At 39.7% G+C, this 21385-nt stretch carries 27 protein-coding genes and 1 pseudogene; 24 read left to right on the top strand and 4 right to left on the bottom strand.

Going from position 1 to position 21385, the window contains the following annotated elements; translation table 11 throughout:
- Nucleotide 1 precedes the first annotated feature (1 nt).
- Nucleotides 2-736: a LytTR family DNA-binding domain-containing protein gene (locus JWQ34_RS17520; protein WP_299359465.1), complete on the top strand. Its 735-nt coding sequence runs from the start codon at nt 2-4 to the stop codon at nt 734-736.
- A 78-nt stretch (nt 737-814) separates the two neighbouring features.
- Here JWQ34_RS17520 and JWQ34_RS17515 read toward each other — a convergent pair whose 3' ends face one another.
- From JWQ34_RS17515 to metK, 4 genes are all read right to left on the bottom strand, one after another.
- The gene (locus JWQ34_RS17515) at nt 815-1555 is read right to left on the bottom strand and encodes a 1-acyl-sn-glycerol-3-phosphate acyltransferase (RefSeq protein WP_299359463.1); all 741 of its coding nucleotides are present in this window, start codon (nt 1553-1555) and stop codon (nt 815-817) included.
- 38 nt (nt 1556-1593) lie between these two features.
- On the bottom strand, nt 1594-2160 hold the full coding sequence (locus JWQ34_RS17510; protein ID WP_299359461.1) for an NUDIX hydrolase: 567 nt from the start codon (nt 2158-2160) through the stop codon (nt 1594-1596).
- Between the two features lie 26 nt (nt 2161-2186).
- Nucleotides 2187-2714, bottom strand: a complete 528-nt coding sequence (locus JWQ34_RS17505; RefSeq protein WP_299359458.1) for a DUF3347 domain-containing protein — start codon at nt 2712-2714, stop codon at nt 2187-2189.
- Nucleotides 2715-2794: 80 nt separating this feature from the next.
- Nucleotides 2795-4045: a methionine adenosyltransferase gene (gene metK, locus JWQ34_RS17500; RefSeq protein WP_299359456.1), complete on the bottom strand. Its 1251-nt coding sequence runs from the start codon at nt 4043-4045 to the stop codon at nt 2795-2797.
- Nucleotides 4046-4250: 205 nt separating this feature from the next.
- On the opposite strand from metK, the gene JWQ34_RS17495 reads away from it, so the two are divergent.
- The 23 genes and pseudogenes from JWQ34_RS17495 to JWQ34_RS17385 all read left to right on the top strand — a co-directional run.
- Nucleotides 4251-5123, top strand: a complete 873-nt coding sequence (locus tag JWQ34_RS17495; protein ID WP_299359454.1) for a diacylglycerol kinase family protein — start codon at nt 4251-4253, stop codon at nt 5121-5123.
- 3 nt (nt 5124-5126) lie between these two features.
- Entirely contained in the window at nt 5127-5468 is a 342-nt protein-coding gene (locus JWQ34_RS17490) for a translation initiation factor (protein WP_299359451.1), read from the top strand.
- 657 nt (nt 5469-6125) lie between these two features.
- Nucleotides 6126-6956 (top strand): MotA/TolQ/ExbB proton channel family protein, encoded by an 831-nt coding sequence (locus JWQ34_RS17485; protein ID WP_299359448.1) that lies wholly within the window; start codon nt 6126-6128, stop codon nt 6954-6956.
- Nucleotides 6957-7040: 84 nt separating this feature from the next.
- Nucleotides 7041-7655: a biopolymer transporter ExbD gene (locus JWQ34_RS17480; RefSeq protein ID WP_299359445.1), complete on the top strand. Its 615-nt coding sequence runs from the start codon at nt 7041-7043 to the stop codon at nt 7653-7655.
- A 6-nt stretch (nt 7656-7661) separates the two neighbouring features.
- The gene (locus JWQ34_RS17475) at nt 7662-8192 is read left to right on the top strand and encodes a biopolymer transporter ExbD (protein WP_299359443.1); all 531 of its coding nucleotides are present in this window, start codon (nt 7662-7664) and stop codon (nt 8190-8192) included.
- A gap of 38 nt (nt 8193-8230) precedes the next feature.
- Nucleotides 8231-9052, top strand: a complete 822-nt coding sequence (locus tag JWQ34_RS17470) for an energy transducer TonB (RefSeq protein ID WP_299359441.1) — start codon at nt 8231-8233, stop codon at nt 9050-9052.
- A gap of 3 nt (nt 9053-9055) precedes the next feature.
- Entirely contained in the window at nt 9056-9283 is a 228-nt protein-coding gene (locus tag JWQ34_RS17465) for a hypothetical protein (RefSeq protein ID WP_299359439.1), read from the top strand.
- The gene (locus JWQ34_RS17460; RefSeq protein ID WP_299359436.1) at nt 9270-10193 is read left to right on the top strand and encodes a PstS family phosphate ABC transporter substrate-binding protein; all 924 of its coding nucleotides are present in this window, start codon (nt 9270-9272) and stop codon (nt 10191-10193) included. Before JWQ34_RS17465 ends, JWQ34_RS17460 begins: the two co-directional genes overlap by 14 nt.
- Before the next feature lie 36 nt (nt 10194-10229).
- The gene (locus tag JWQ34_RS17455) at nt 10230-11954 is read left to right on the top strand and encodes a tetratricopeptide repeat protein (protein ID WP_299359433.1); all 1725 of its coding nucleotides are present in this window, start codon (nt 10230-10232) and stop codon (nt 11952-11954) included.
- A gap of 64 nt (nt 11955-12018) precedes the next feature.
- Entirely contained in the window at nt 12019-12390 is a 372-nt protein-coding gene (locus JWQ34_RS17450; protein WP_299359431.1) for an NADH-quinone oxidoreductase subunit A, read from the top strand.
- Nucleotides 12391-12605: 215 nt separating this feature from the next.
- Nucleotides 12606-13148 carry an NADH-quinone oxidoreductase subunit B gene (locus JWQ34_RS17445; protein ID WP_299359428.1) on the top strand — a complete coding sequence of 181 codons (543 nt, stop codon included), beginning with the start codon at nt 12606-12608 and terminating at the stop codon, nt 13146-13148.
- The gene (locus JWQ34_RS17440; RefSeq protein WP_299359426.1) at nt 13148-13651 is read left to right on the top strand and encodes an NADH-quinone oxidoreductase subunit C; all 504 of its coding nucleotides are present in this window, start codon (nt 13148-13150) and stop codon (nt 13649-13651) included. The genes JWQ34_RS17445 and JWQ34_RS17440 overlap by 1 nt, the downstream gene beginning before the upstream one ends.
- Before the next feature lie 3 nt (nt 13652-13654).
- Nucleotides 13655-14866 carry an NADH-quinone oxidoreductase subunit D gene (locus JWQ34_RS17435; RefSeq protein WP_299359424.1) on the top strand — a complete coding sequence of 404 codons (1212 nt, stop codon included), beginning with the start codon at nt 13655-13657 and terminating at the stop codon, nt 14864-14866.
- Nucleotides 14859-15383, top strand: a complete 525-nt coding sequence (nuoE, locus tag JWQ34_RS17430) for an NAD(P)H-dependent oxidoreductase subunit E (RefSeq protein ID WP_299359422.1) — start codon at nt 14859-14861, stop codon at nt 15381-15383. Before JWQ34_RS17435 ends, nuoE begins: the two co-directional genes overlap by 8 nt.
- Nucleotides 15384-15580: 197 nt before the next feature.
- Nucleotides 15581-15766, top strand: coding sequence for a hypothetical protein (locus JWQ34_RS17425; RefSeq protein ID WP_299359420.1), 186 nt, complete (start codon nt 15581-15583; stop codon nt 15764-15766).
- A 4-nt stretch (nt 15767-15770) separates the two neighbouring features.
- Nucleotides 15771-17129: an NADH-quinone oxidoreductase subunit NuoF gene (gene nuoF, locus JWQ34_RS17420; protein WP_299359418.1), complete on the top strand. Its 1359-nt coding sequence runs from the start codon at nt 15771-15773 to the stop codon at nt 17127-17129.
- Nucleotides 17130-17158: 29 nt separating this feature from the next.
- Complete coding sequence (locus JWQ34_RS17415; protein ID WP_299359415.1) at nt 17159-17524, top strand: four helix bundle protein; 366 nt, start codon at nt 17159-17161, stop codon at nt 17522-17524.
- 50 nt (nt 17525-17574) lie between these two features.
- Complete coding sequence (locus JWQ34_RS17410; RefSeq protein ID WP_299359412.1) at nt 17575-18570, top strand: 2Fe-2S iron-sulfur cluster-binding protein; 996 nt, start codon at nt 17575-17577, stop codon at nt 18568-18570.
- Nucleotides 18570-19604, top strand: a complete 1035-nt coding sequence (gene nuoH, locus JWQ34_RS17405) for an NADH-quinone oxidoreductase subunit NuoH (protein WP_299359409.1) — start codon at nt 18570-18572, stop codon at nt 19602-19604. Before JWQ34_RS17410 ends, nuoH begins: the two co-directional genes overlap by 1 nt.
- A gap of 1 nt (nt 19605) precedes the next feature.
- Nucleotides 19606-20103 carry an NADH-quinone oxidoreductase subunit I gene (locus tag JWQ34_RS17400; protein ID WP_299359407.1) on the top strand — a complete coding sequence of 166 codons (498 nt, stop codon included), beginning with the start codon at nt 19606-19608 and terminating at the stop codon, nt 20101-20103.
- Between the two features lie 64 nt (nt 20104-20167).
- Nucleotides 20168-20668: an NADH-quinone oxidoreductase subunit J gene (locus JWQ34_RS17395; RefSeq protein WP_299359405.1), complete on the top strand. Its 501-nt coding sequence runs from the start codon at nt 20168-20170 to the stop codon at nt 20666-20668.
- Nucleotides 20668-20997, top strand: a complete 330-nt coding sequence (gene nuoK / locus JWQ34_RS17390; RefSeq protein ID WP_299359403.1) for an NADH-quinone oxidoreductase subunit NuoK — start codon at nt 20668-20670, stop codon at nt 20995-20997. Before JWQ34_RS17395 ends, nuoK begins: the two co-directional genes overlap by 1 nt.
- A gap of 77 nt (nt 20998-21074) precedes the next feature.
- Nucleotides 21075-21385: pseudogene (locus JWQ34_RS17385) on the top strand (NADH-quinone oxidoreductase subunit L); the annotation flags it as partial.

The raw sequence follows: 21385 nt of genomic DNA, 5'->3' as shown, positions 1-21385 counted from the left end.
CATGATACGTTGCCTGATAGTTGATGATGAGCCTTTGGCATTACATATACTGGAAGACTATATATCCAAAGTGCCTTTTATGGAGTTGGTTAAAGCTACAACTAATCCTATTGAGGCATTAACGCTGGTACAGGATGACAACATCGACCTGGTTTTTCTGGATGTACAAATGCCAGAACTTACCGGCATACAATTTCTGCGTATCGCCAATGGCAAAACCAAAGTGATCTTAACTACAGCCTATCCGCAATACGCGTTGGAAGGTTATGAGCTTGATGTTGTTGATTATTTGTTAAAGCCGATAGCATTCGACAGGTTTTTTAAAGCGGCGCAGAAAGCGCAGGGAATTATTCAGCCATCAAAAGTTGTCGCGCCCGAGCCGGTACAACAGATCCAACAGCAACAAAATGATTTTTTAAGCGATTTTATTTTTGTTAAAAGCGAGCATAAAATACAAAAGGTGTACCTACACCAGATATTATTTATTGAAGGATTGAAAGATTATATATCCATTTTCACCACTACCGAGCGTATCATCACCCTACAAAACATGAAGAAGATGGAGGATACCTTGCCCGAGAAGCATTTTATCCGTGTACATAAATCATACATAGTAGCCCTTAACAAGATCGACAGTATAGAACGCAGCCGTATCCGTATAGGCGATAAAATTATCCCGGTAGGGGATACCTATCGTGATGAGTTTTTTAAGATAATTGACGGGAAGAATGGGTAACCGTCCAGCCCCCTGAAGGGGGAGTTTTTTGACTAGCTAATTGGCTAATCAATTGCTTATTGTTCCCCTTTCAAGGGGTTAAGAGATTTGCCCTAATGCTTTCTTTATCTTGTCTTCAGCTTCTTTTACCATTTCTTCTACAGTACCTGTTCCCGGTTCAATAGGCTCCAACACCTCCCAAGTCATACTTGTAAAAGTATTCAACGGATATAAACCGTACTGAATCATTTTCCAAGAATTATTTATGGCGATGGGCACAAGTAATGCGTCAGGACATTTTTTAAGGATGATAGCAATACCTCCAGCCTGGAAAGGTTTAACCTTGCCGGTTTTAGAGCGTGTGCCTTCCGGAAAAATAATAGCCGACCATTTGTTTTCTTTCATCCGGGTACCCAATTTACCCATTTCCATTAATGATTGGCGCGGATCATTACGATCAATATTTGCCCCGCCACCATATTTTAAGTTAAATGATATAGAAGGAACGCCCTTGGTAAGTTCAATTTTTGAAATAAACTTTGCATGGTATTTACGCAGATACCAAATTAGTGGGGGGATATCTAACAGGCTTTGATGATTAGATAAAAAAATCATTGGCCGGCCTACCGGTAAGTTTTGGTTGTTAATAAACTTAACAGTATTGCCAAGTAGGTAAACCGTATGGGTAAGCAGCAGGTTTAAAAAATCAACGACACTTTTATGTGCCGTATAACCAAACAGTTTATAACTTATCCATTGTATAGGCTGAAATATAACCAGTTCCAATAAAAAAACCAGTATGGCAATTGGCGATAAAATGTAGCCCAGAAATTTTTTCATGCGTTAATTAAGCCGCGAAATTAAAAATAATTTAACAATTACGCAGGCAACCTGTTTTCCAACAAAAGTAATTTAACCTTTAAAACGGCTGCTACAGTAACCGAGTCTTTAATTTCGCCGGCACAAACCATGCGGTAAACTTCTTCAAAAGGTACTTTGTTTACTATCAACTGTTCGGTGTCTTCGGGTTCGGCTTCAAATTGTTTCAAACCGGTTGCCAGGTAAATTATGCATAACTCGTCAGTTACAGAATTGCTTAAATGCATACGTTGTATCTCTGTCCAGTTTGCGGCAGTTAGGCCGGTCTCTTCCAGTAGTTCGCGTTTTGCGGCATCTAAAGGGTTATCAGCCAAGGGGCCGCCGCCTTCGGGTATTTCCCAGCTATATTCGCTTAACGCAAATCGATACTGGCCAACCAAATAGGTGTTCATATCGGCATCCAGAGGAACAATACCTATGGCCCGGTTTTTAAAATGCACCTTACCGTAAATACCCGGATTGCCTGACGGATTAATAACCTGGTATTCGGTTAAATTTATCCATGCATTATCATAAACCTCCGTTTCTGATCGTATCTGCCACGGGTTTTCTTCCGGATGACGCATAGTGATATATAATTAAGTGGGTTTGTTTATTTTTTCGGTGCAGGTGGTAAAACTTCTCTTGTCACACCTTGCTTAACGCCTTGTTTTTCGGTAATACCGTAGTATGGATTTTTTATGACCGGGCTATCATTTAACCAATAGCTGTCATTGCTGGCGCAATATTGCTTATATATCGTGAAGCTGTTTAGTTTTAAAGTTTTTAAAGCAGCATATAAAGCGTTTGACAGCGCCGAAAAGTATTTGCGTTGGTATGATAAAGAATTACTCTCGCTTATTTCGCGGCAGGTAGATTGTATCCTGCTTAGATAATCAAACCAAGCACTGTGTTGCTCGTTACTCATATCTTTTGTAGGCACCGTATTTAAGTCCCAGATCAGTTTACCTGCTTTGTTTTGGGCCAGCCCTGCTTTGTTAACTACCAGGGCGTTTTTAATTTCTAAATAGTCTTTAAAAACAGTGGTAACCGCAAAGTTTAATCCGCGTTGTTGGGCGTTCACTGTATTTATCCCGGTTAAAATTAGGGTTAAAAATAAGAGCATCTTTAGTAATTTCATGCTTAATAAATATTAGGAGCAATAAAAAAGAGCGATAGTTTATCTACCGCTCTAAGTTAAAAAATCAAATTAAAATTTTATTACAATCCGAAGGCTGTTTTTACCTTGTCAACGTAATCCAGTTTTTCCCAGGTAAATAATTCTACTTCTTTTGTTATTACTGTACCGTCATGGTGCGTAAAGCTTTTAGTTACAATTTGGCTTGGTTTGCCAAAGTGACCGTAAGCAGCGGTTTCGCTATAAATAGGGTTACGCAATTTAAAGCGTGTTTCTATAGCGTATGGGGTCATGTTAAATATGGCCTCCACTTTTTTAGCTATCTCGCCGTCGTTTAGGTTTACTTTACCTGTACCGTAAGTGTTAATGTAAATACCCATTGGCTGTGCCACACCAATCGCGTATGATACTTGTACCAAAACTTCGGTACAAACACCGGCAGCAACCAGGTTTTTAGCAACGTGGCGGGTAGCATAAGCCGCAGAACGGTCAACTTTTGATGGATCTTTTCCAGAAAATGCGCCACCACCGTGTGCGCCTTTACCACCATAAGTGTCCACAATGATTTTACGGCCGGTTAAGCCGGTATCACCATGCGGGCCACCAATAACAAATTTACCGGTTGGGTTAATATGGTATTTAATATCGCTGTTAAAGAAGTGAGCGTATTTTGGATATTTAGCTTTTACACGTGGTATTAAAATACCGATGATGTCTTTGCTGATCTTAGCCAGCATTGTTTTCTCCTCGTCAAAGTCATCATGTTGGGTTGATATTACGATAGCATCTATACGCGTTGGCTCGTTGTTATCATTATACTCCAAGGTTACTTGCGATTTTGCATCAGGGCGCAGGTATTTAATATCCGTGTTTTCCCTGCGGATAGCTGCCAGCTCAATTAATAAGGCATGAGCAATATCCAAAGCCAATGGCATATAGTTATCAGTTTCGATAGTTGCATAACCAAACATCATACCCTGATCGCCGGCACCTTGCTCTTCTTTTGATTGGCGATCAACACCTTGATTAATATCAGGTGATTGCTCATGTATGGCTGACAGTACGCTGCAAGAGCTGCCATCAAACATGTATTCGCCTTTGGTATAGCCAATTTTATTAATAACCTCGCGGGCTATTTTTTGCACATCAAGATAGGCTTGCGATTTTACTTCGCCGGCCAAAAAAACCTGCCCGGTTGTTACTAATGTTTCGCAGGCAACTTTTGATTCAGGATCATGAGCCAAAAAATTGTCGATTAACGCATCCGATATTTGATCGGCAACTTTGTCCGGGTGTCCTTCTGATACGGACTCTGATGTAAATAAGTATGGCATTTTTTTTAATGTATTACGTAAAAATATAAAAGAAGAATTTTAACTGAACTTTGTAAAGAAGCAGGGTTTTAGCACTTTTTTACGTGGTTGCAATCCGGTCGCGACAGGTCGAGACAACTAAATCAGTCCACTATTGTGCGGTAAAAATAAAACAATTTTTACAAAGCCGAAAATACATTTACTTTTGACAGCTAAAAATATTTTATTGAAACGAAAAGCGTTATTTATTATAAACCCAATATCAGGTGGGAAGAAGAAGGACGGCGTACCCAAACTAATTGATAAACAGTTTGATGGTGAGGCGACTATCGTATTTACCCACGGTGTATCGCATGCTAGTGAGGTAGCTTCAGAAGCTATTGACAAATATGACATTATAGTAGCAGTAGGAGGTGATGGTACTGTAAACGAAATAGCATCGGCATTGGTAGGCAGTAATGCTGTATTGGGTATATTGCCATTTGGGTCTGGTAATGGGCTGTCACGCTTTTTAGGTATCCCTATGAATATTGAAAAAGCAATTGCAAATCTTAATACCGGCAATATTGCCGTCATCGACTCGGCTCAAGCAAATGGAAAGGCCTTTTTTAATATGGCCGGTATGGGGTTTGACGCGCACATAAGCGAAGCATTCTCGCACGGAGAAAAACGCGGATTTATTACGTATATTAAAACGTCTTTACAGGAAGTAATTAAATATAAATCACAAACCTATAATATTGAAATTGATGATGCCGTATATAATCGAAAAGCTTTTATGTTAAGTTTCGCTAATTCATCACAATACGGTAATAATGCACACGTTTCGCCGCAAGCATCGGTACAGGATGGTTTATTGGATGTTTGTGTTATAAAACCCTTCCCTTTATATCGTTTTCCGGAGATGTGTATACGTATGTTTACAAAAACAGCAAACAAATCTAGCTTTGTCGAAATTATTCGTGGTAAGCATATAATAGTTAAGCGTGATAACCCTGCGCCAATGCATCTGGATGGTGAGCCTGAAATTGCAGGAAAAGAAATTGAAATTAATATTATCCCGTGTTCATTAAAAGTTATTGTGGGTAAAGATTTTTAAGTTATGTCAAAAAAAAACAAAAACTTTACCGGCATCATGTACTCTACAAACCCCGGTTTTGAATATAAAGAAACTAATAATTTAAATGCCGTAACCCTGCCGCAGCAACAGCAAAATTTAAGGATATTTTTAGATAGAAAGGGTGGGGGCAAACTGGTTACAGCCATAGCGGGCTTTGTTGGCACTACTGCCGATTTGGAAGAGATAGGCAAAACCCTAAAAACCAAATGCGGCGTTGGCGGTACGGTAAAAGATGGCGAGATAAAAATTCAGGGCGATTTTCGGGATAAAATTTTAACATTATTACTGGCAAATGGCTATAAGGCCAAAAAAGCAGGCGGATAGTATGCTTCTTATCAAACATATCAGCCAATAGCCTGCACTATGTTCAATCAACACTAAGTTATATTCCAAATCCAAACTCATTCATTGTTAATACAATATTAAATAATTAGACACACATATTGACTAATTATTTAGTTATTATTGTAATTATAAAAATAAATGTGGCCAATTACTTGCAATAGTGTATAAACCTGCTAATATTGCGGCACAAATTATATTTTTTTACAATAATAGTTATTGCAATAGCGTTGCATTTGTGTACATTAGATGCGCCATTGCATAGTAGATTACTTTTTAACGTTTATAACGATTAACGATGAGGTAACTTATATAGGCTAATTTACACCCGTGATAAAGAATATTCATAACAAGATAATTACAGAAGTATAACAGTATAATTACATAACTTTTATAACGTATTGCTTGCTATTATAAAAAATAATAAGTTTTATTGTAAAAAATTGTTGTAACAAGTATTAATTTTTAATTAACACAATATTAAAAATGATATCTACCAGAACTGAATGTTAAATAATTATTAAAGAATAACAAAAAACTTTTTTTATTTCATTAAAAGTCTATTTTTGTTATCCGTTTAAAACACACACAATTAACTAACTAAAAATAAATAAAAACTAAAAACTAAAATTTAAAGTAATGGCAAACGCACCAACAAAACCAACTACCGTTAAAAAAGAAAGCTCAAGTGCATCTGGCATGTTTGCGACCTTGACTATCCCACTTTGTATTGTAACTACAATCTTAATTTACTTATTTATATTGGGAGATCCCAGCCACTACAAAGGTGGTGACGTTAAAGCTGGTGAAACAGTTGACGTATTTGGTATCATCCACAGAGGTGGTGTCCTGGTACCGTTGGTAATGGGCTACGTATTAATGGTAATTGTATTCTCTATAGAACGTTTTATTGTTATTGGTAAAGCATCTGGTACTGCAAGTGTTGACTCTTTTGTTAGAAAAGTACAAGGTTTTTTAACAGCAGGTAACATTGACGCTGCTTCTGCCGAGTGCGATAAACAAAAAGGCTCTGTAGCTAACGTTATTAAATCAGGTTTGAAAAAATACCGTGAAATGGAATCAGAAGCAACATTAGATGTTGATCAAAAAACATTAGCTATCCAAAAAGATATCGAAGAAGCAACCGCTTTAGAGATGCCTATGTTAGAGCAAAACTTAACCATCATAGCTACATTGGTATCAATCGGTACATTAACCGGTTTGTTAGGTACGGTAATCGGTATGATCAAGGCGTTCGCCGAGTTAGCAGGTTCTGGTGCTAACACAGCAGCGTTATCATCAGCTATCTCTGAAGCATTGGTTAACACCGCTTTGGGTATCAGTACTTCAGCTTTATCAATTGTAATGTACAACGTATTTACATCAAAAATTGACGGCTTAACTTACGCTATTGACGAAACAGGTTTCAGCATTGTGTCTACATTTGCTGCTACTCATAAAAATAAATAAATTTTAGTGTTAATATTTCGGCCCTGATAAGGTTTAGGGCCGAAAATTAATTATTTAATAACACTATATATTTAAACTAAGATTATGGCAAGAGCAAAAGTTGCAAGAAAAAGTACAGCAATTGACATGACCGCGATGTGCGATGTTGCGTTCCTGCTGCTAACTTTCTTTATATTATCAGCAAAACCAAAAGTTCAGGATCCGGTACATGCCGATATTCCTGCTTCAACTACGATACAGGCCCTGCCCGAGAATGATTTTTCAAGCCTTTTAGTGGCCCAGGGAAAGGTGTTCTTTAGCGTAGAAGGTGCCGAGGTGCGTGTGGAGACTTTAAAAGGTATGGGCGATCAGTATAAAATTGCATTTACACCCGAAGAGATCAAAGCATTTAGTAATTTGGATAACGTAGGCGTATCAATACAGTATTTAAAACAATATTTAAATCTGACTACCAAGGAGCGAGCCTCTGTGGCGCAAACGGGTGTACCTGTAGATACTACTGACACCAATGAATTGTACTGGTGGGTTAAAAATGCCCGTAAAGCTGATAAGCTAGTTCATAACAAAGAGTTAAGAATAGCTATAAAAGGCGATAGCAAAGAGGAGTACCCTACAATTGCAAAAATTATTAAAACACTGCAAAAGCAGAAAGTTAACAAGTTTGGTTTAATCACATCGTTAAGAACGGTAGCAAAATAAAAAATTATGGCAGAATTAGATACCTCCGGCGGGGGTAAAAAAGGCGGCGGTAAAGTAAGGAGTAAAAAAGCGTCAACCCGCGTGGATTTAACCGCGATGGTGGATTTGGCTTTCTTACTGATCACTTTCTTTATCCTTACCACCACATTGCAAAAACCAAAAGCAATGGATTTGACTATGCCGGATAAGGACGAGAAAAACGACCAATTGCCCGTTCCAGCGTCAAGAACAATGACCGTATTGTTAGGGTCAGGAAATAAACTGGAATGGTATATTGGCGAGCCCGGTAAAAGCGCACCCACAAAAGAGAGCTTTGGTAAAAGTGGTATACGTAAAACATTGCTGGAAAAAGGCGCCGAAATTTTGGCAAAATCCGGTAAAACGATGATCGTGTTGATAAAACCAAGCGATAAATCTACTTACGCTGACATGGTAACTATGATGGATGAACTAAACATAGTTAATAACCAGCAACGCGCCATTGTTGACATTACGCCAATGGAAATTGATCTCTTGAAAAGAGACGGGATATATTAATTAATAAAAATTAACGTTAAAATTTAAAGCTTCAAATAATGCTGGGATCTAAATTAGACATATTAAAGCAGGAATGGATCGACGTTGTTTTTAGCGGCAGAAACAAAGCTTATGGTGCATACGAGTTAAGACAGAAAAACGGCGGAAGAACCAGCCGTGCTTTCATCTACGGTGCTGCATTCTTTATATTTGTTATATCGTTACCAACAATAATCAATAAGCTGGAAGGATTTATCCCAAAAGCACCTGTTAAGGTAAAGATCACTGACGTGGTGCTTACACCGCCGCCGGTTGATCAGAAAAAATTACCACCACCACCACCACCAGAGCCGGCTAAACCAAAAACGGATCAGGTTAAATTCCCTCCTCCGATTGTAAAACCGGATAACGAGGTAAAAGAAGAACCGCCTACACAAAAGGACTTGAAAACTGCTGACCCTGGTCAGAAAGATCAAAAAGGTGATCCTAACGCTGATGTTAGAATTGACGAACCTGTAGGTAACTCTGATGTTAAACAAGTTACAGAGGATGAGAATAAAATTTTTAGCCAGGTAGAAAAACAACCCGAGTTTCCGGGTGGTTTGGAAGCATTTGGTAAATACTTGTCAAATAATATCAAATTTCCCGCTGTTGACAGGGAAAATGGTGTTAGCGGTAGGGTTATTTGTACATTTGTTGTTGAAAGAGACGGCAGCTTAACTGATATTAAAGCTGTACGTGGCCCTAGCCAAACAACAATGGACGAAGCCATCCGTGTTTTAAAGAAATCACCTCACTGGAAACCAGGTATTCAAAATGCTCGCCCGGTTCGTGTATCTTACACAGTACCAATTAACTTTACGTTAGGCGAAGAAAATTAAAGTATGCCATCCAGGTTTAGTAATAAGCAGAAATCGCCCGCAAAGCGATTTCTGCCTATTTTAAGAGCAATAGTATTCTTTGCTGCAGGTACTGCCGTAATTTTTTGGGATGAAGTATTGCCCGATTACGGTTACAAAAAAACATTATTTGGGTGTTTATTAATTCTCTATTCTATTGTGAGACTTGCACTTTTATTAAGAAAAGAGAAAATAGAGAATGATGAAGAATAAAACTGCTTGTGTAATAATGTGTTTTATTGCTTTTGTAGGCATTCAGGCTTGTAAGCAAAAAACAGCTACAACTGTACCCGAAGAAACAGTTAATACAGGCAGTGTAAAAATCGCAGCTGACGAATCGTGTCAGCCGATAGTTGACGAGGAAGCTTATGTTTTTAAACAGTTAAATACTCAAGCTAAGCCTGATATTTTATATCGATCAGAAAATAGTGTTTTGCGGCTATTGTTAAACGATAGCGTTAGGTTTGCAATCCTATCGCGTGAGCTAAGACCGGATGAGGTTAAGCTATTAAAAGATAAAACGTTGCCGCCTGTTATTAACCGTTTTGCTATTGATGCGGTTACATTTATTGTAAACCAGGCGTCAAAAGATACGCTTACATCGGTTAACGAAATAAAAAAAATGCTGAATGGGAAGACTAAAATGGGTATAGATATCGTTTTTGATAATGCAAACTCAAGTTTGGTAAGATACTTGAGGGATCTTTCTGGAAATAAAGATTTTAAACTAAAAAATATTTTTGCGGTCAAAAACAATAAAGAAGTAATAAAGTATATTAGCCAACATCCGCAAGCCATAGGCATAACCGGATTTAGCTGGCTTAATGACCCCGATGCTGATTATGCAGAGTCGGTAAAAAAAGTTAAAATAGTAGCCGTGAAAGATGAGAACAGTAAAGATGCCCCTAATCAATACTTTAAGCCATCACAAACTACTTTAGCGTTAAAACAATATCCATTTACAAGAGGTTTGTATTTGGTGAATTGTACCGGGAAATTAGGTTTAGGCTCAGGTTTTGCTTACTTTGTGCTTGGAGACCGTGGACAAAGAATTATTTTAAGATCGGGCATATTGCCTAATTCAATACCACAACGAGAGATTGTTATTAAACATAATTATTAAATATATATCTAACTAAAATTAAAACAAGTGATGAAAATGATCAGTAAAATAGCTAAAGTGGCATTAGCGCTGGTATTTATAGGATCAGCAGTTTTTGGGCAAAGTCTTGCTGACGCCAAGAAAGCTATTGATGCAGAGCAATATCAAAAAGCAAAGGGAATGCTTAAAAACCTTACGGTTACACAGCCAACTAATGACGAAAATATTTTTTACCTGGGATGGGTGTATTTGATTCAGGATTATATAGATTCTGCAAAAACAACGTTTACAAAAGGTATAGCAGTTAATCCCAAATCGGCTTTAAATTATGTCGGTTTAGGTGCAGTGGCGCTATCAGGTAATGATAATACAGGTGCTACGTCTAACTTTAACCAGGCAATTACAAATACCGGTAAAAAAGAAAGCACACCATATTTATATATAGGCAAAGCATATTTGCTGGATGCTAAGGACGGAAAATTCCCGCCTGCAAAAGCAAATGCTGCTATTGATGCCTTAACAAAAGGTAAAGCAGTAAACCCTAAAGATGCTGAAGTATTGGTAGCATTAGGCAATGCTTACCGTTCACAACTAAAAAGTAATGATGCTTATGATGCCTATCAGGCAGCATTAGCGCTTGATCCAAAATCGCCAGCTGCAAATGTGGCTACAGGTGTATTATGGAGATATGCTGATAACTTCTCTGATTCAGAAAAACAATTTCAGGCAGCTATCGCTATAGATCCTAACTACGGCCCTGCTTACCGCGAATTGGCCGAAACTGATCTTACAGAGGCGCAAACAAACATTAAAGTGGCATCTGCCAAAATAAAAGAAGGTGTAGAAAACTATAAAAAGTTTTTAAGCCTGACAGATCAATCGCCAGAGTCATTAATGCGCTACGCGGATTTCCTTGTAAATGCTGGTGACTATGTAACTTTGCAGGAAGTGGCAACAAACTTATCAAAATCTGGTACTACCAACCCACGTATATACCGTTACTTAGGATATGCGGCCTACGAGAATAAAGATTACCCGGCTGGTTTAACTGCTATGAATACCTGGTTTGCAAAAGCACAACCTAATCGTATTTTACCACGTGATTACGGTTATTTAGGCCGTTTACAAATTGCAAGCGGGCAGGATACAGCAAAAGGAATAGAAACCTTAAAAAAGTATGCTGACTTAGATACAACCCAAGTACAAGATGCGTATACTGAAATAGTCAATGTATATAAAAAGAGAAAAGACTATTTAAACACAGCTAAAACTTACGAGGAGATGACTACTAAGGTTCATAAACCACTGGTTACTGAACATATTTATGAGGGAATTTATTATTACTTCTCTTTCAGCTCTAAAAATCCGGATTCTACATTGTTAATTAAGGCAGATTCGGCGCTGAGTTACGTTCAAAGAGTAATGGTTGAAAAACCCGTTCCTACAGAATATGTGTATCGTGCACGTGTAGCTTCAGTAAGAGATGGAGATCTTACCAATATGAAAGGCTTGCCTAAACCATACTATGAAAAGGTTATCGAGTTATATACAGCTACAGCACCATCTACCGAAACAAACAAAAAAGATTTTGCCGAGGCCTATGCTTATTTAGGTACTTATGCGCAATATCATGATAAGGATGATGCTAAGGCAATGGAATACTTTACCAAAGCCAAAGAGATAGATCCAAATAACAAACAAGCGGCCTATTATTTTGACAGCAAAAATGCACCGGCGGCATCAACGCCTGCGGCCAGGCCCAAAAAGGCTGGTACTAAATAAATTTAATAAAAAAGGCCTCGATTGAGGCCTTTTTTATTAACACACCATTTGTATATTTGCACCCATGGAAGTACAAAGTTTGCCGGTTAATTATTTGCCTATCATTTTCCAAATGATAGTTGCTGTAGGTTTTGTGGTGGGTACTATGTTTGTAACACATAAAATAGGCCCTAAGCGTGTAACTAAAGATAAGTTAACCCCGTTCGAGTCGGGTATTGAGGTTATAGGTAATGCCCGTACACCTATATCTATTAAATACTTTTTGGTGGCTATCTTGTTTGTATTGTTTGATGTCGAGGTAATATTTATGTACCCATGGGCAGTAAACTTTAAAGAACTTGGCGCTACCGGTATGTATGAGATGTTTATTTTTATGGGCACTTTATTGGCTGGTTTTATCTATGTCATAAAAAAAGGCGCTTTAAACTGGGATTAGAGCCCACCCAACCCTCCCCGGAAGGGAGGGTCTTAAATATTGGCGCTTTAATAAAGTCTCCCCTACCGGGGACGATTTAGAGGGAGCCGGGCTGTTTAGAATTGTTCTAAATATATTTCCTATCGTTAATAGTGTATCAGATACAAGGTTTTTTATCATAAATTTGCGCTTTCTATCCACCCTTTTTTGGATAGGAAATTGTAGTAATAGATTTCATGAGTGATATTCAAATAGTTGGTGCTCCTGCCGGTGTAGAGGGTTCAGGATTTTTTGCTACTTCGCTGGACAAGGCGGTAGGTTTAGCCCGCGCAAATTCTTTATGGCCATTACCTTTCGCAACATCATGCTGCGGTATCGAGTTTATGGCTACCATGGCCTCACATTATGACTTGTCTCGTTTTGGCGCAGAGCGTTTAAGCTTTTCGCCACGCCAGGCCGATCTGTTAATGGTTATGGGTACCATCGCCAAAAAAATGGGTCCGGTTTTGCGCCAGGTTTACCTGCAAATGGCCGAGCCCCGTTGGGTGATGGCAGTAGGCGCTTGCGCGTCAAGCGGCGGTATATTTGATAGCTATTCGGTTTTGCAAGGGATAGATGAAATTATACCGGTTGATGTTTATGTACCGGGATGCCCACCTCGTCCTGAAGCTATTATTGATGGCTTTATGTGTATCCAGGAACTGGTTAAAACAGAGTCAACGCGCAGAAGAAATGAACCTCAGTACCAAAAATTATTAGCTTCATACGGGATACAGTAATGGGTAAGATAACTAACGAAGAGCTTTTACAAAGCATCAATAGTAAATTTGAAGGACAAGTAACCGTAATTGGCGAGCCTTATGGTTTGCTAACCTTAGAGACCAACCCCGAAAGTATTATTGCATTACTAGGTTTTATAAAAACCGACCCGGCTTTACAATTTATTTATTTAACAGATATTACCGCGATACATTATCCTGAACAGGAAAAAACTATCGGCGTAATTTATCATATACATAGCCTGGTAAATAATGTACGTGTACGTATAAAAGTATTTATTGATGGCGATAACTGCCACATACCTACAGCTACAACTGTTTGGGAGGGTGCAAACTGGATGGAACGCGAAACGTATGACCTTTTTGGGGTAATATTTGATGGCCATCCCGATTTACGCAGAATATTAAATGTTGACGACATGACGGCTTTCCCGATGAGGAAAGAGTTTCCATTAGAGGATCCTAACCGTGTTGATAAAAAAGATTATTTTTTCGGAAGATAGCAAATGCAGAACCACCCGGTATATACAGATAACGATCCGCAAAACGAGCCCTCAACACTCAACTTGGGGCCTACACACCCGGCGACGCATGGCGTGTTCCAGAATGTGCTGCAAATGGATGGCGAAAGAATTATAAGCGGCGTATCCACCATTGGATACATACACCGAGCTTTCGAGAAAATTGCTGAGCACCGCCCATTTTACCAGATAACCCCATTAACAGACCGTTTAAATTATTGCTCATCGCCCATAAACAATATGGGCTGGCACATGACGGTTGAAAAAATGTTGGGCATTGCCATGCCAAAACGTGTTGATTACCTGCGTGTAATTATAATGGAACTGGCCCGTATATCAGACCACATTATCTGTAACGGTGTATTAGGGGTTGATACTGGCGCTTTCACGGGTTTCCTATACATGATGGAGCATCGCGAAGCTATTTATGAAATTTACGAAGAAGTTTGCGGCTCGCGTCTTACCACCAATATTGGGCGTATAGGCGGTTTCGAGCGTAACTTTAACACTATCGCTTTTAATAAGCTGCGCAAGTTTTTAGTGGACTTCCCGCCGGTATTAAAAGAGTTCGAATCATTATTTAACCGTAACCGCATATTTGTTGATCGTACCAGGGATGTAGCCGCGGTTACTGCTGAAGACGCGATAGCTTATAGCTGGAGCGGCCCGTTATTGCGCGCTGCCGGTGTTGATTATGATGTTAGGGCCATGAATCCTTATTCATCATACGAAGATTTTGATTTTGAAATACCCGTTGGCGACAATGGCGATGTTTATAGCCGCTTTTTAGTGCGTAACGAAGAAATGAAACAAAGCTTGCGCATTATTGAGCAAGCTTTAGTGAAGCTGGAAAAAGAACCGACAGATATTTTCCATGCGGACGTACCTGAATTTTATTTGCCTCCAAAAGAGGAAGTTTACAATAATATGGAAGCCCTGATCTATCACTTTAAAATTGTGATGGGCGAGATACCTACCCCAAATACCGAAGTATATCACTCGGTAGAGGGCGCTAACGGCGAGTTAGGATTTTACCTGGTAAACGATGGAGGGCGTTCGCCTTACCGTTTGCATTTCCGCAGGCCAAGTTTTATAAATTACCAGATGTATGCCCCAATGAGTAAAGGCATGTTACTGTCTGACGCGATTATTAACATGAGTAGTTTAAACGTTATAGCCGGAGAATTAGATGCTTAGAGTTGAAGATACCGTACAAGCTCCGGTTGAATTTTCACCCGCGCTAACAGCTCAGTTTGCTGATATAGTAAGCCGTTATCCCGAAGGGAAACAAAAATCGGCCCTGTTGCCTATACTGCATTTGGTGCAAGCCGAGTTTGGGTGGACAAGCCCGCAGGCAATGGATAAAGTTGCAGAGTATTTAAAATTGCAGCCTATTGAAGTTTATGAGGTAGCCTCATTTTACAGCATGTACTTTTTGCGTCCGCAGGGTAAATATGTTTTAGAGGTTTGCCGCACTGGGCCATGCTGCCTGGTAGGTGCCGAAAAAATAATGGACCATATTGAGCAACAATTAGGCGTTAAAGAAGGCGAAGTTACTGCTGATGGCTTATTTAGCTGGCGCGGGGTGGAGTGTTTGGCAGCGTGCGGTTTTGCGCCTGTTTTACAAATCGGCCCCGAATATACTTTTTATGAAAAGTTAACCAATGAGTCTGTAGATACATTGATAGCAGATTTAAAGGCTAAAGGAAAATAATTTACAAATGGAATGGACAATGCAAATTTGATAATTGGAGATTCATTATTTGCATTAGGTTTGATTTTAGTATTTGTAACAGGCGGATTAAAAGAGAATAGCATTATACTGGTACCGCTGCTTGTAGTAGCATTTGCTAGTTGTATAGTCAGACATATTAATTATTATAACGAAACTGGTAGATATTTTTAAAGCGAATGACAGTTAGAGGAATGATGATATTGAGGGATGTACTGTATGCAGTACTGGTAGTAATACTATTATTACCATCAAACCCCATTGGAGTAGCGTCTACACTTAGGGTAGTTTTAATAGTTCTGGCCATTGGCACGCGTGTTTGGCAGCATGTAAACTATTACAAGCAAACAGGCAAAATATATTAACGAAATGGGACGCAAATTACTTTTAGAACATATAAATGTACCCGGCATCAATACTTTTGATGTTTATCGCTCAAAGGGCGGGTATGCGTCTGTTGAGAAGGCTTTGAAAAAAATGACACCCGATGAAGTGGTGGAAGAAGTTAAAAAATCAGGCTTGCGTGGTCGTGGTGGCGCGGGTTTCCCTACCGGGATGAAATGGGGCTTTTTGGCTAAGCCAGAAGGTGTTGCCCGTTACTTGGTTTGTAATGCGGATGAGTCTGAACCCGGAACTTTCAAAGACCGTTTCCTGATGACTTATATCCCTCACTTATTAATTGAGGGGATGATAGTAGGCAGCTATGCCTTAGGTGCAAAAACATCATATATATATGTTCGCGGCGAAATGATGCCGCAGATCCGTATCCTTGAAAAAGCCATTGCCGAAGCAAAAGCGGCAGGTTTCCTCGGAAAAAATATATTAGGCACCGGTTATGACCTGGAGCTGTATGTACAACCCGGTGGTGGTGCTTACATCTGCGGCGAAGAAACCGCGTTGCTGGAATCATTAGAAGGCAAACGTGGTAACCCGCGTATTAAACCACCATTCCCGGCAATCGCGGGTTTGTATGGCTGCCCAACTGTGGTAAATAATGTTGAATCAATTGCTGCTGTAGTACCTATCATTAATGAGGGTGGCGATGAGTATGCTAAATTAGGTATAGGCCGTAGTACCGGTACTAAACTAATATCAGCAGGTGGTAACTTGGTAAAACCGGGTGTTTATGAGATAGACCTAGGTTTACCTGTTGAAGAATTTTTATACAGCGATGAATATTGCGGTGGTATCGCCAACGGCAAACGTTTAAAAGCGGTTGTTGCGGGTGGATCATCTGTGCCGATTTTACCGGCTAACCTGTTCTTAAAAACTATTAATGGCGAAGGCCGCCTGATGAGCTATGAGTCTTTATCAGACGGTGGTTTTGTTAGTGGCAGTATGATGGGATCAGGCGGTTTTATCGCTTTTGATGAAGATCAATGTATCGTTAGAAATACCTGGAACTTCGCTCGTTTCTATCACCATGAAAGCTGCGGACAATGTTCGCCTTGCCGTGAGGGTACCGGCTGGATGGAGAAAGTATTGCACCGTTTAGAGAATGGTCATGGCAGCATGAGCGATATGGACCTGTTGGTTGATGTAGCTAAAAAGATAGAAGGAAACACCATTTGCCCGCTGGGTGACGCGGCAGCATGGCCGGTGGCCAGCGCGATACGCCACTTTAGGGATGAGTTTGAATGGCATGTAACGCATGCAAGCGAAGCTACCACAAGAAATTACGGGATAGCTCATTATGCTGATCCGTTGCCTGCGCCGGTGGCCGGCTAAGTCAAAATTAAAAAGTAAAAATTCAAAATTTGAATGATAAGCCATATGATATTAAGCACAGGTGCTACCAATTCTCCAAAGAGATTGTGCTTTTTATCTCATCAAGCAAATACGAAAGAATATACTTTTCAATATTTGACCAGCTTTTAAGGAGTGCAACTTCGATAGGAGCAAATATAGTTGAAGCGAAATCAGGAAGTTCGCAAAAAGATTTTAGGAATTTTTATACGATAGCTCTAAAATCAGGAAACGAAACCAAGTATTGGCTTTGTTTAATAAGAGATACAATACTGATCGAAGAAAAAGATCAGATAAATAAATTAATAAATGAAGCAGATGAGCTTTCAAAGATCATCGCATCAATAATAATTAGTTTAAAAAGTAATTTAAGTTAGTCACTTCAATAATCAGTTTTGACTTTTGACTTTTTAATTTTGACTTAATAATGAAGGTTACAATAGACGGAATATCAGTAGAAGTACCGGACGGAACATCCATCCTAAACGCCGCGAGGATAATAGGTGGTGATATTGTGCCGCCTGCTATGTGCTATTATTCTAAACTGGCCGGCAGCGGTGGTAAATGCCGGACTTGTTTGGTAAAGGTGAGTAAAGGTTCTGAGAAAGACCCACGCCCTATGCCTAAGCTGGTAGCATCATGCCGTACCAATGTAATGGACGGTATGGAAGTGCAAAACATTACTTCGCCCGAAGTTATTGAGGCGCGTAAAGGTGTGGTAGAGATGTTGTTGATTAATCACCCGCTGGATTGCCCGATATGTGACCAGGCCGGCGAGTGCCAGTTACAAGACTTAGGTTTTGAGCATGGCGCTGTTAAAACCCGTTATGAGTTTGACCGCCGCACTTTTAACCGTATAGATATTGGCGATAAAATACAACTGCACATGACGCGTTGCATCCTTTGCTACCGTTGTGTTTATGTTGCTGACCAGATAACCGATCATCGTATACATGGTATCCTGAACAGGGGAGACCACTCTGAAATATCAACCTACATACAAGCAGCAGTTGATAATGATTTCTCGGGCAACGTTATTGATGTTTGCCCGGTAGGTGCGTTAACCGATAAAACTTTCCGCTTTAAAAACCGTGTTTGGTTTACCAAGCCGGTTGAAGCACACCGCGACTGCGATCACGAAAAATGTAAAGGCGAAGTAACCCTTTGGTACAAAGGTGATGATGTTTTACGTGTAACCGCGCGTAAAGATGTTTATGGCGAGGTAGAAGATTTTATTTGCAATACCTGCCGTTTTGACAAGAAGAAAACAGCCGATTGGGTAATTGAAGGTCCGCGTAAAGTATCGCATCAATCGGTTATCAGCTCTAATCATTATGATTTTACGCCATTGCCGGTTGTTAAAACCAACCTGGTATTGCAAGAGGCCAATAAAGAACAATTTGAACGCGAAACACGCTTATAATGGAATTAGCAGACATCATAGTTAAATTTATACTGGTAGTTATCATTTTTGCCATAAGCCTGGTTATAGCAATGTACTCTACCTATGCCGAGCGTAAAATAGCGGCATTTTTTCAGGACAGGATTGGCCCTAACCGTGCCGGTCCGTGGGGTTTACTACAACCACTTGCCGATGGTGGTAAAATGTTTTTGAAAGAAGAGATCATCCCAACCAATGCCAGCAGCTTCCTGTTCATCGTAGGCCCTTCGTTGGCTATCATGACGGCTTGTATAGGTTCGGCAGTTATACCGTGGGGGCAAAAATTAACCATTGGCGCACATGTTATTGACCTACAGGTGGCAGATATTAACGTGGGTATCCTTTATGTATTCGGCGTAGTATCATTAGGTGTTTATGGTGTAATGATAGGTGGCTGGGCATCAAACAATAAATACTCTTTATTGGGCGCTATCCGCGCGGCATCACAAAACATCAGCTATGAAATTTCGATGGGTTTATCCATCATCGCTTTATTACTGATAACGGGTACTTTAAGCCTACGTCAAATTGCCGAGCAACAACATAGCTGGCATTGGAACGTATTGTCTCAGCCGGTAGGCTTTATACTGTTCCTGATCTGCGCATTTGCCGAAACTAACCGTACACCATTTGATTTACCAGAGTGCGAAACTGAGCTGGTTGGTGGTTATCATACAGAATACTCATCCATGAAACTGGGCTTTTACCTATTTGCCGAGTATATCAACATGTTCATATCATCGGCAGTAATGGTTACGCTTTATTGGGGTGCATACAATTATCCGTTTATGGATTGGATGGCCGCTCATATCGGTACAAATGGCGCGGTAATATTGGGTGTCACTTTAATGTTTGCCAAGATATTTTTATTCATATTCTTTTTCATGTGGGTACGCTGGACAATCCCGCGTTTCCGTTATGACCAATTGATGGACCTGGGCTGGAAAATTTTAATACCGATAGCCATTGCAAATATTGTTGTAACCGGTATTGTTATTACTTTAATTAACAGATAAGATGGAACCGCTAAGTAATAAAAGAAAAGTAGTTGATAATAAGCCGTTAAACTTTTGGGAACGTGCTTACCTGCCTGCAATTGCGCAAGGTTTGGCAATTACCATGAAACACTTTTTTAGAAAGCCGGTTACGATCAGCTATCCGGAAGAGAAACGTGAGTTTTCTGAAAACTTCCGTGGTATGCATTCGCTTAAACGTGATGAGAATGGTAAAGAGCGTTGCACAGCCTGCGGCTTATGCGCGCTATCATGCCCCGCCGAAGCCATAACCATGACCGCTGCAGAGCGCCAACCGGGAGAGGAGAACTTATATCGCGAAGAAAAATATGCAGCTGTTTATGAAATTAATATGCTGCGCTGTATTTTTTGCGGTCTTTGCGAAGAAGCCTGCCCTAAAGAAGCTATCTATTTAGATGGCGACATAGTACCGTCTGATTATTTAAGGAAAGATTTTATTTACGGCAAAGACAAATTAGTTGAGGCCCCGTTAAATCCATAAAGAAGTTTTATACCTTTGCCCATCCAATTTTTGGTGGTCGAAAGTGTTTTGTAATATATAGCAAATGAATACATTTTACTTCATCGCGTTTTTGTCCATTTTCTTCTCCATCTTGGTGATCACGGCTAAAAATCCCGTGCATAGCATCCTTTATTTGATACTAACGTTTTTTACGTTCACTATCCACTACATTTTATTAAATGCCCAGTTTTTGGCTATAGTAAACTTTATTGTGTACATGGGTGCCATACTGGTGCTGTTTCTGTACACACTGATGTTGATGAACCTTAATAAGGAGTCTGAACAACCAAAATCAAACCTGATAAAATTTGCCGCGGTTATTGGCGGAGGTTGTTTTCTGGTGACTATTGTGGCAGCGTTAAAAGCATTTGGTGCATCAAACCCTGTAATTTTAAAAGACCCAAACCTGGGCCTGGTTAAAAACTTAGGGAAAGTATTATTTAACGAATATTTATTGCCTTTTGAGATATCGTCAGTATTGCTGTTATCGGCAATGGTAGGTGCTGTATTATTGGCTACTAAAGATCCTAAAACTGCTGCATAATGGAAAACTTAACACATACATTACAAGCTGTACCGCTTAACCATTACATTATATTAAGCACCATTATATTTTCAATAGGGGTTATGGGTGTATTAGTTCGCCGTAACGCCATCGTAATATTTATGTCGGTCGAATTGATGTTGAATGCGGTAAACTTATTATTAGCCGCCTTCTCTGTTTATAATGGCGATGCAAGCGGGCAGGTTTTTGTATTTTTTATTATGGCCCTGGCCGCTGCAGAAGTAGCCGTAGGCCTGGCAATAATTGTAATGATATACCGCAACACAAATTCGATAGATATTAATGTGTTGAACAGGTTAAAATGGTAGCTTAATTTCGGATTTGAATTAATTTAATAATAAAGAAAAACGTAATACGTACAACGTCAAACGTACAATATAACAACATGGATAAATACATCTGGCTTATTCCTTTATTACCGTTAGCCGGTTTCGTTATTAACGGCCTTGGCCGCAATGTACTTTCAAAAGGCGCTATCGGCTTTATCGGCAGCCTGTTGGTTTTAATATCATTCGGGCTAAGTATCGGCGCTTTTTTTCAGATCAAATCATCAGGCCAACCTATTTTTGTTGATCTGTTTACCTGGTTCTCTGTAGGATCGTTACACATCAATTTTGCTTTCCTGGTTGATCAGTTGAGTTCTATCATGCTGCTGATCATTACCGGCGTTGGCTTCCTGATCCACCTCTATTCAAT

Source organism: Mucilaginibacter sp., assembly GCF_028288185.1.
Lineage (GTDB): Bacteria > Bacteroidota > Bacteroidia > Sphingobacteriales > Sphingobacteriaceae > Mucilaginibacter.
Note: the sequence above shows the minus strand (reverse complement) of the source record. Positions and strands in the feature narration are given on the sequence as shown.

Excerpts from the sequence above, each read along its gene's own strand:
- JWQ34_RS17520 (WP_299359465.1), top strand. The coding sequence starts at position 2 with ATGATACGTTGCCTGATAGTTGATGATGAGCCTTTGGCATTACATATA.
- JWQ34_RS17515 (WP_299359463.1), bottom strand. The coding sequence starts at position 1,555 with ATGAAAAAATTTCTGGGCTACATTTTATCGCCAATTGCCATACTGGTT.
- JWQ34_RS17510 (WP_299359461.1), bottom strand. The coding sequence starts at position 2,160 with ATGCGTCATCCGGAAGAAAACCCGTGGCAGATACGATCAGAAACGGAG.
- JWQ34_RS17505 (WP_299359458.1), bottom strand. The coding sequence starts at position 2,714 with ATGAAATTACTAAAGATGCTCTTATTTTTAACCCTAATTTTAACCGGG.
- metK (WP_299359456.1), bottom strand. The coding sequence starts at position 4,045 with ATGCCATACTTATTTACATCAGAGTCCGTATCAGAAGGACACCCGGAC.
- JWQ34_RS17490 (WP_299359451.1), top strand. The coding sequence starts at position 5,127 with ATGTCAAAAAAAAACAAAAACTTTACCGGCATCATGTACTCTACAAAC.
- JWQ34_RS17485 (WP_299359448.1), top strand. The coding sequence starts at position 6,126 with ATGGCAAACGCACCAACAAAACCAACTACCGTTAAAAAAGAAAGCTCA.
- JWQ34_RS17480 (WP_299359445.1), top strand. The coding sequence starts at position 7,041 with ATGGCAAGAGCAAAAGTTGCAAGAAAAAGTACAGCAATTGACATGACC.
- JWQ34_RS17475 (WP_299359443.1), top strand. The coding sequence starts at position 7,662 with ATGGCAGAATTAGATACCTCCGGCGGGGGTAAAAAAGGCGGCGGTAAA.
- JWQ34_RS17470 (WP_299359441.1), top strand. The coding sequence starts at position 8,231 with ATGCTGGGATCTAAATTAGACATATTAAAGCAGGAATGGATCGACGTT.
- JWQ34_RS17465 (WP_299359439.1), top strand. The coding sequence starts at position 9,056 with ATGCCATCCAGGTTTAGTAATAAGCAGAAATCGCCCGCAAAGCGATTT.
- JWQ34_RS17460 (WP_299359436.1), top strand. The coding sequence starts at position 9,270 with ATGATGAAGAATAAAACTGCTTGTGTAATAATGTGTTTTATTGCTTTT.
- JWQ34_RS17455 (WP_299359433.1), top strand. The coding sequence starts at position 10,230 with ATGATCAGTAAAATAGCTAAAGTGGCATTAGCGCTGGTATTTATAGGA.
- JWQ34_RS17450 (WP_299359431.1), top strand. The coding sequence starts at position 12,019 with ATGGAAGTACAAAGTTTGCCGGTTAATTATTTGCCTATCATTTTCCAA.
- JWQ34_RS17445 (WP_299359428.1), top strand. The coding sequence starts at position 12,606 with ATGAGTGATATTCAAATAGTTGGTGCTCCTGCCGGTGTAGAGGGTTCA.
- JWQ34_RS17440 (WP_299359426.1), top strand. The coding sequence starts at position 13,148 with ATGGGTAAGATAACTAACGAAGAGCTTTTACAAAGCATCAATAGTAAA.
- JWQ34_RS17435 (WP_299359424.1), top strand. The coding sequence starts at position 13,655 with ATGCAGAACCACCCGGTATATACAGATAACGATCCGCAAAACGAGCCC.
- nuoE (WP_299359422.1), top strand. The coding sequence starts at position 14,859 with ATGCTTAGAGTTGAAGATACCGTACAAGCTCCGGTTGAATTTTCACCC.
- JWQ34_RS17425 (WP_299359420.1), top strand. The coding sequence starts at position 15,581 with ATGACAGTTAGAGGAATGATGATATTGAGGGATGTACTGTATGCAGTA.
- nuoF (WP_299359418.1), top strand. The coding sequence starts at position 15,771 with ATGGGACGCAAATTACTTTTAGAACATATAAATGTACCCGGCATCAAT.
- JWQ34_RS17410 (WP_299359412.1), top strand. The coding sequence starts at position 17,575 with ATGAAGGTTACAATAGACGGAATATCAGTAGAAGTACCGGACGGAACA.
- nuoH (WP_299359409.1), top strand. The coding sequence starts at position 18,570 with ATGGAATTAGCAGACATCATAGTTAAATTTATACTGGTAGTTATCATT.
- JWQ34_RS17400 (WP_299359407.1), top strand. The coding sequence starts at position 19,606 with ATGGAACCGCTAAGTAATAAAAGAAAAGTAGTTGATAATAAGCCGTTA.
- JWQ34_RS17395 (WP_299359405.1), top strand. The coding sequence starts at position 20,168 with ATGAATACATTTTACTTCATCGCGTTTTTGTCCATTTTCTTCTCCATC.
- nuoK (WP_299359403.1), top strand. The coding sequence starts at position 20,668 with ATGGAAAACTTAACACATACATTACAAGCTGTACCGCTTAACCATTAC.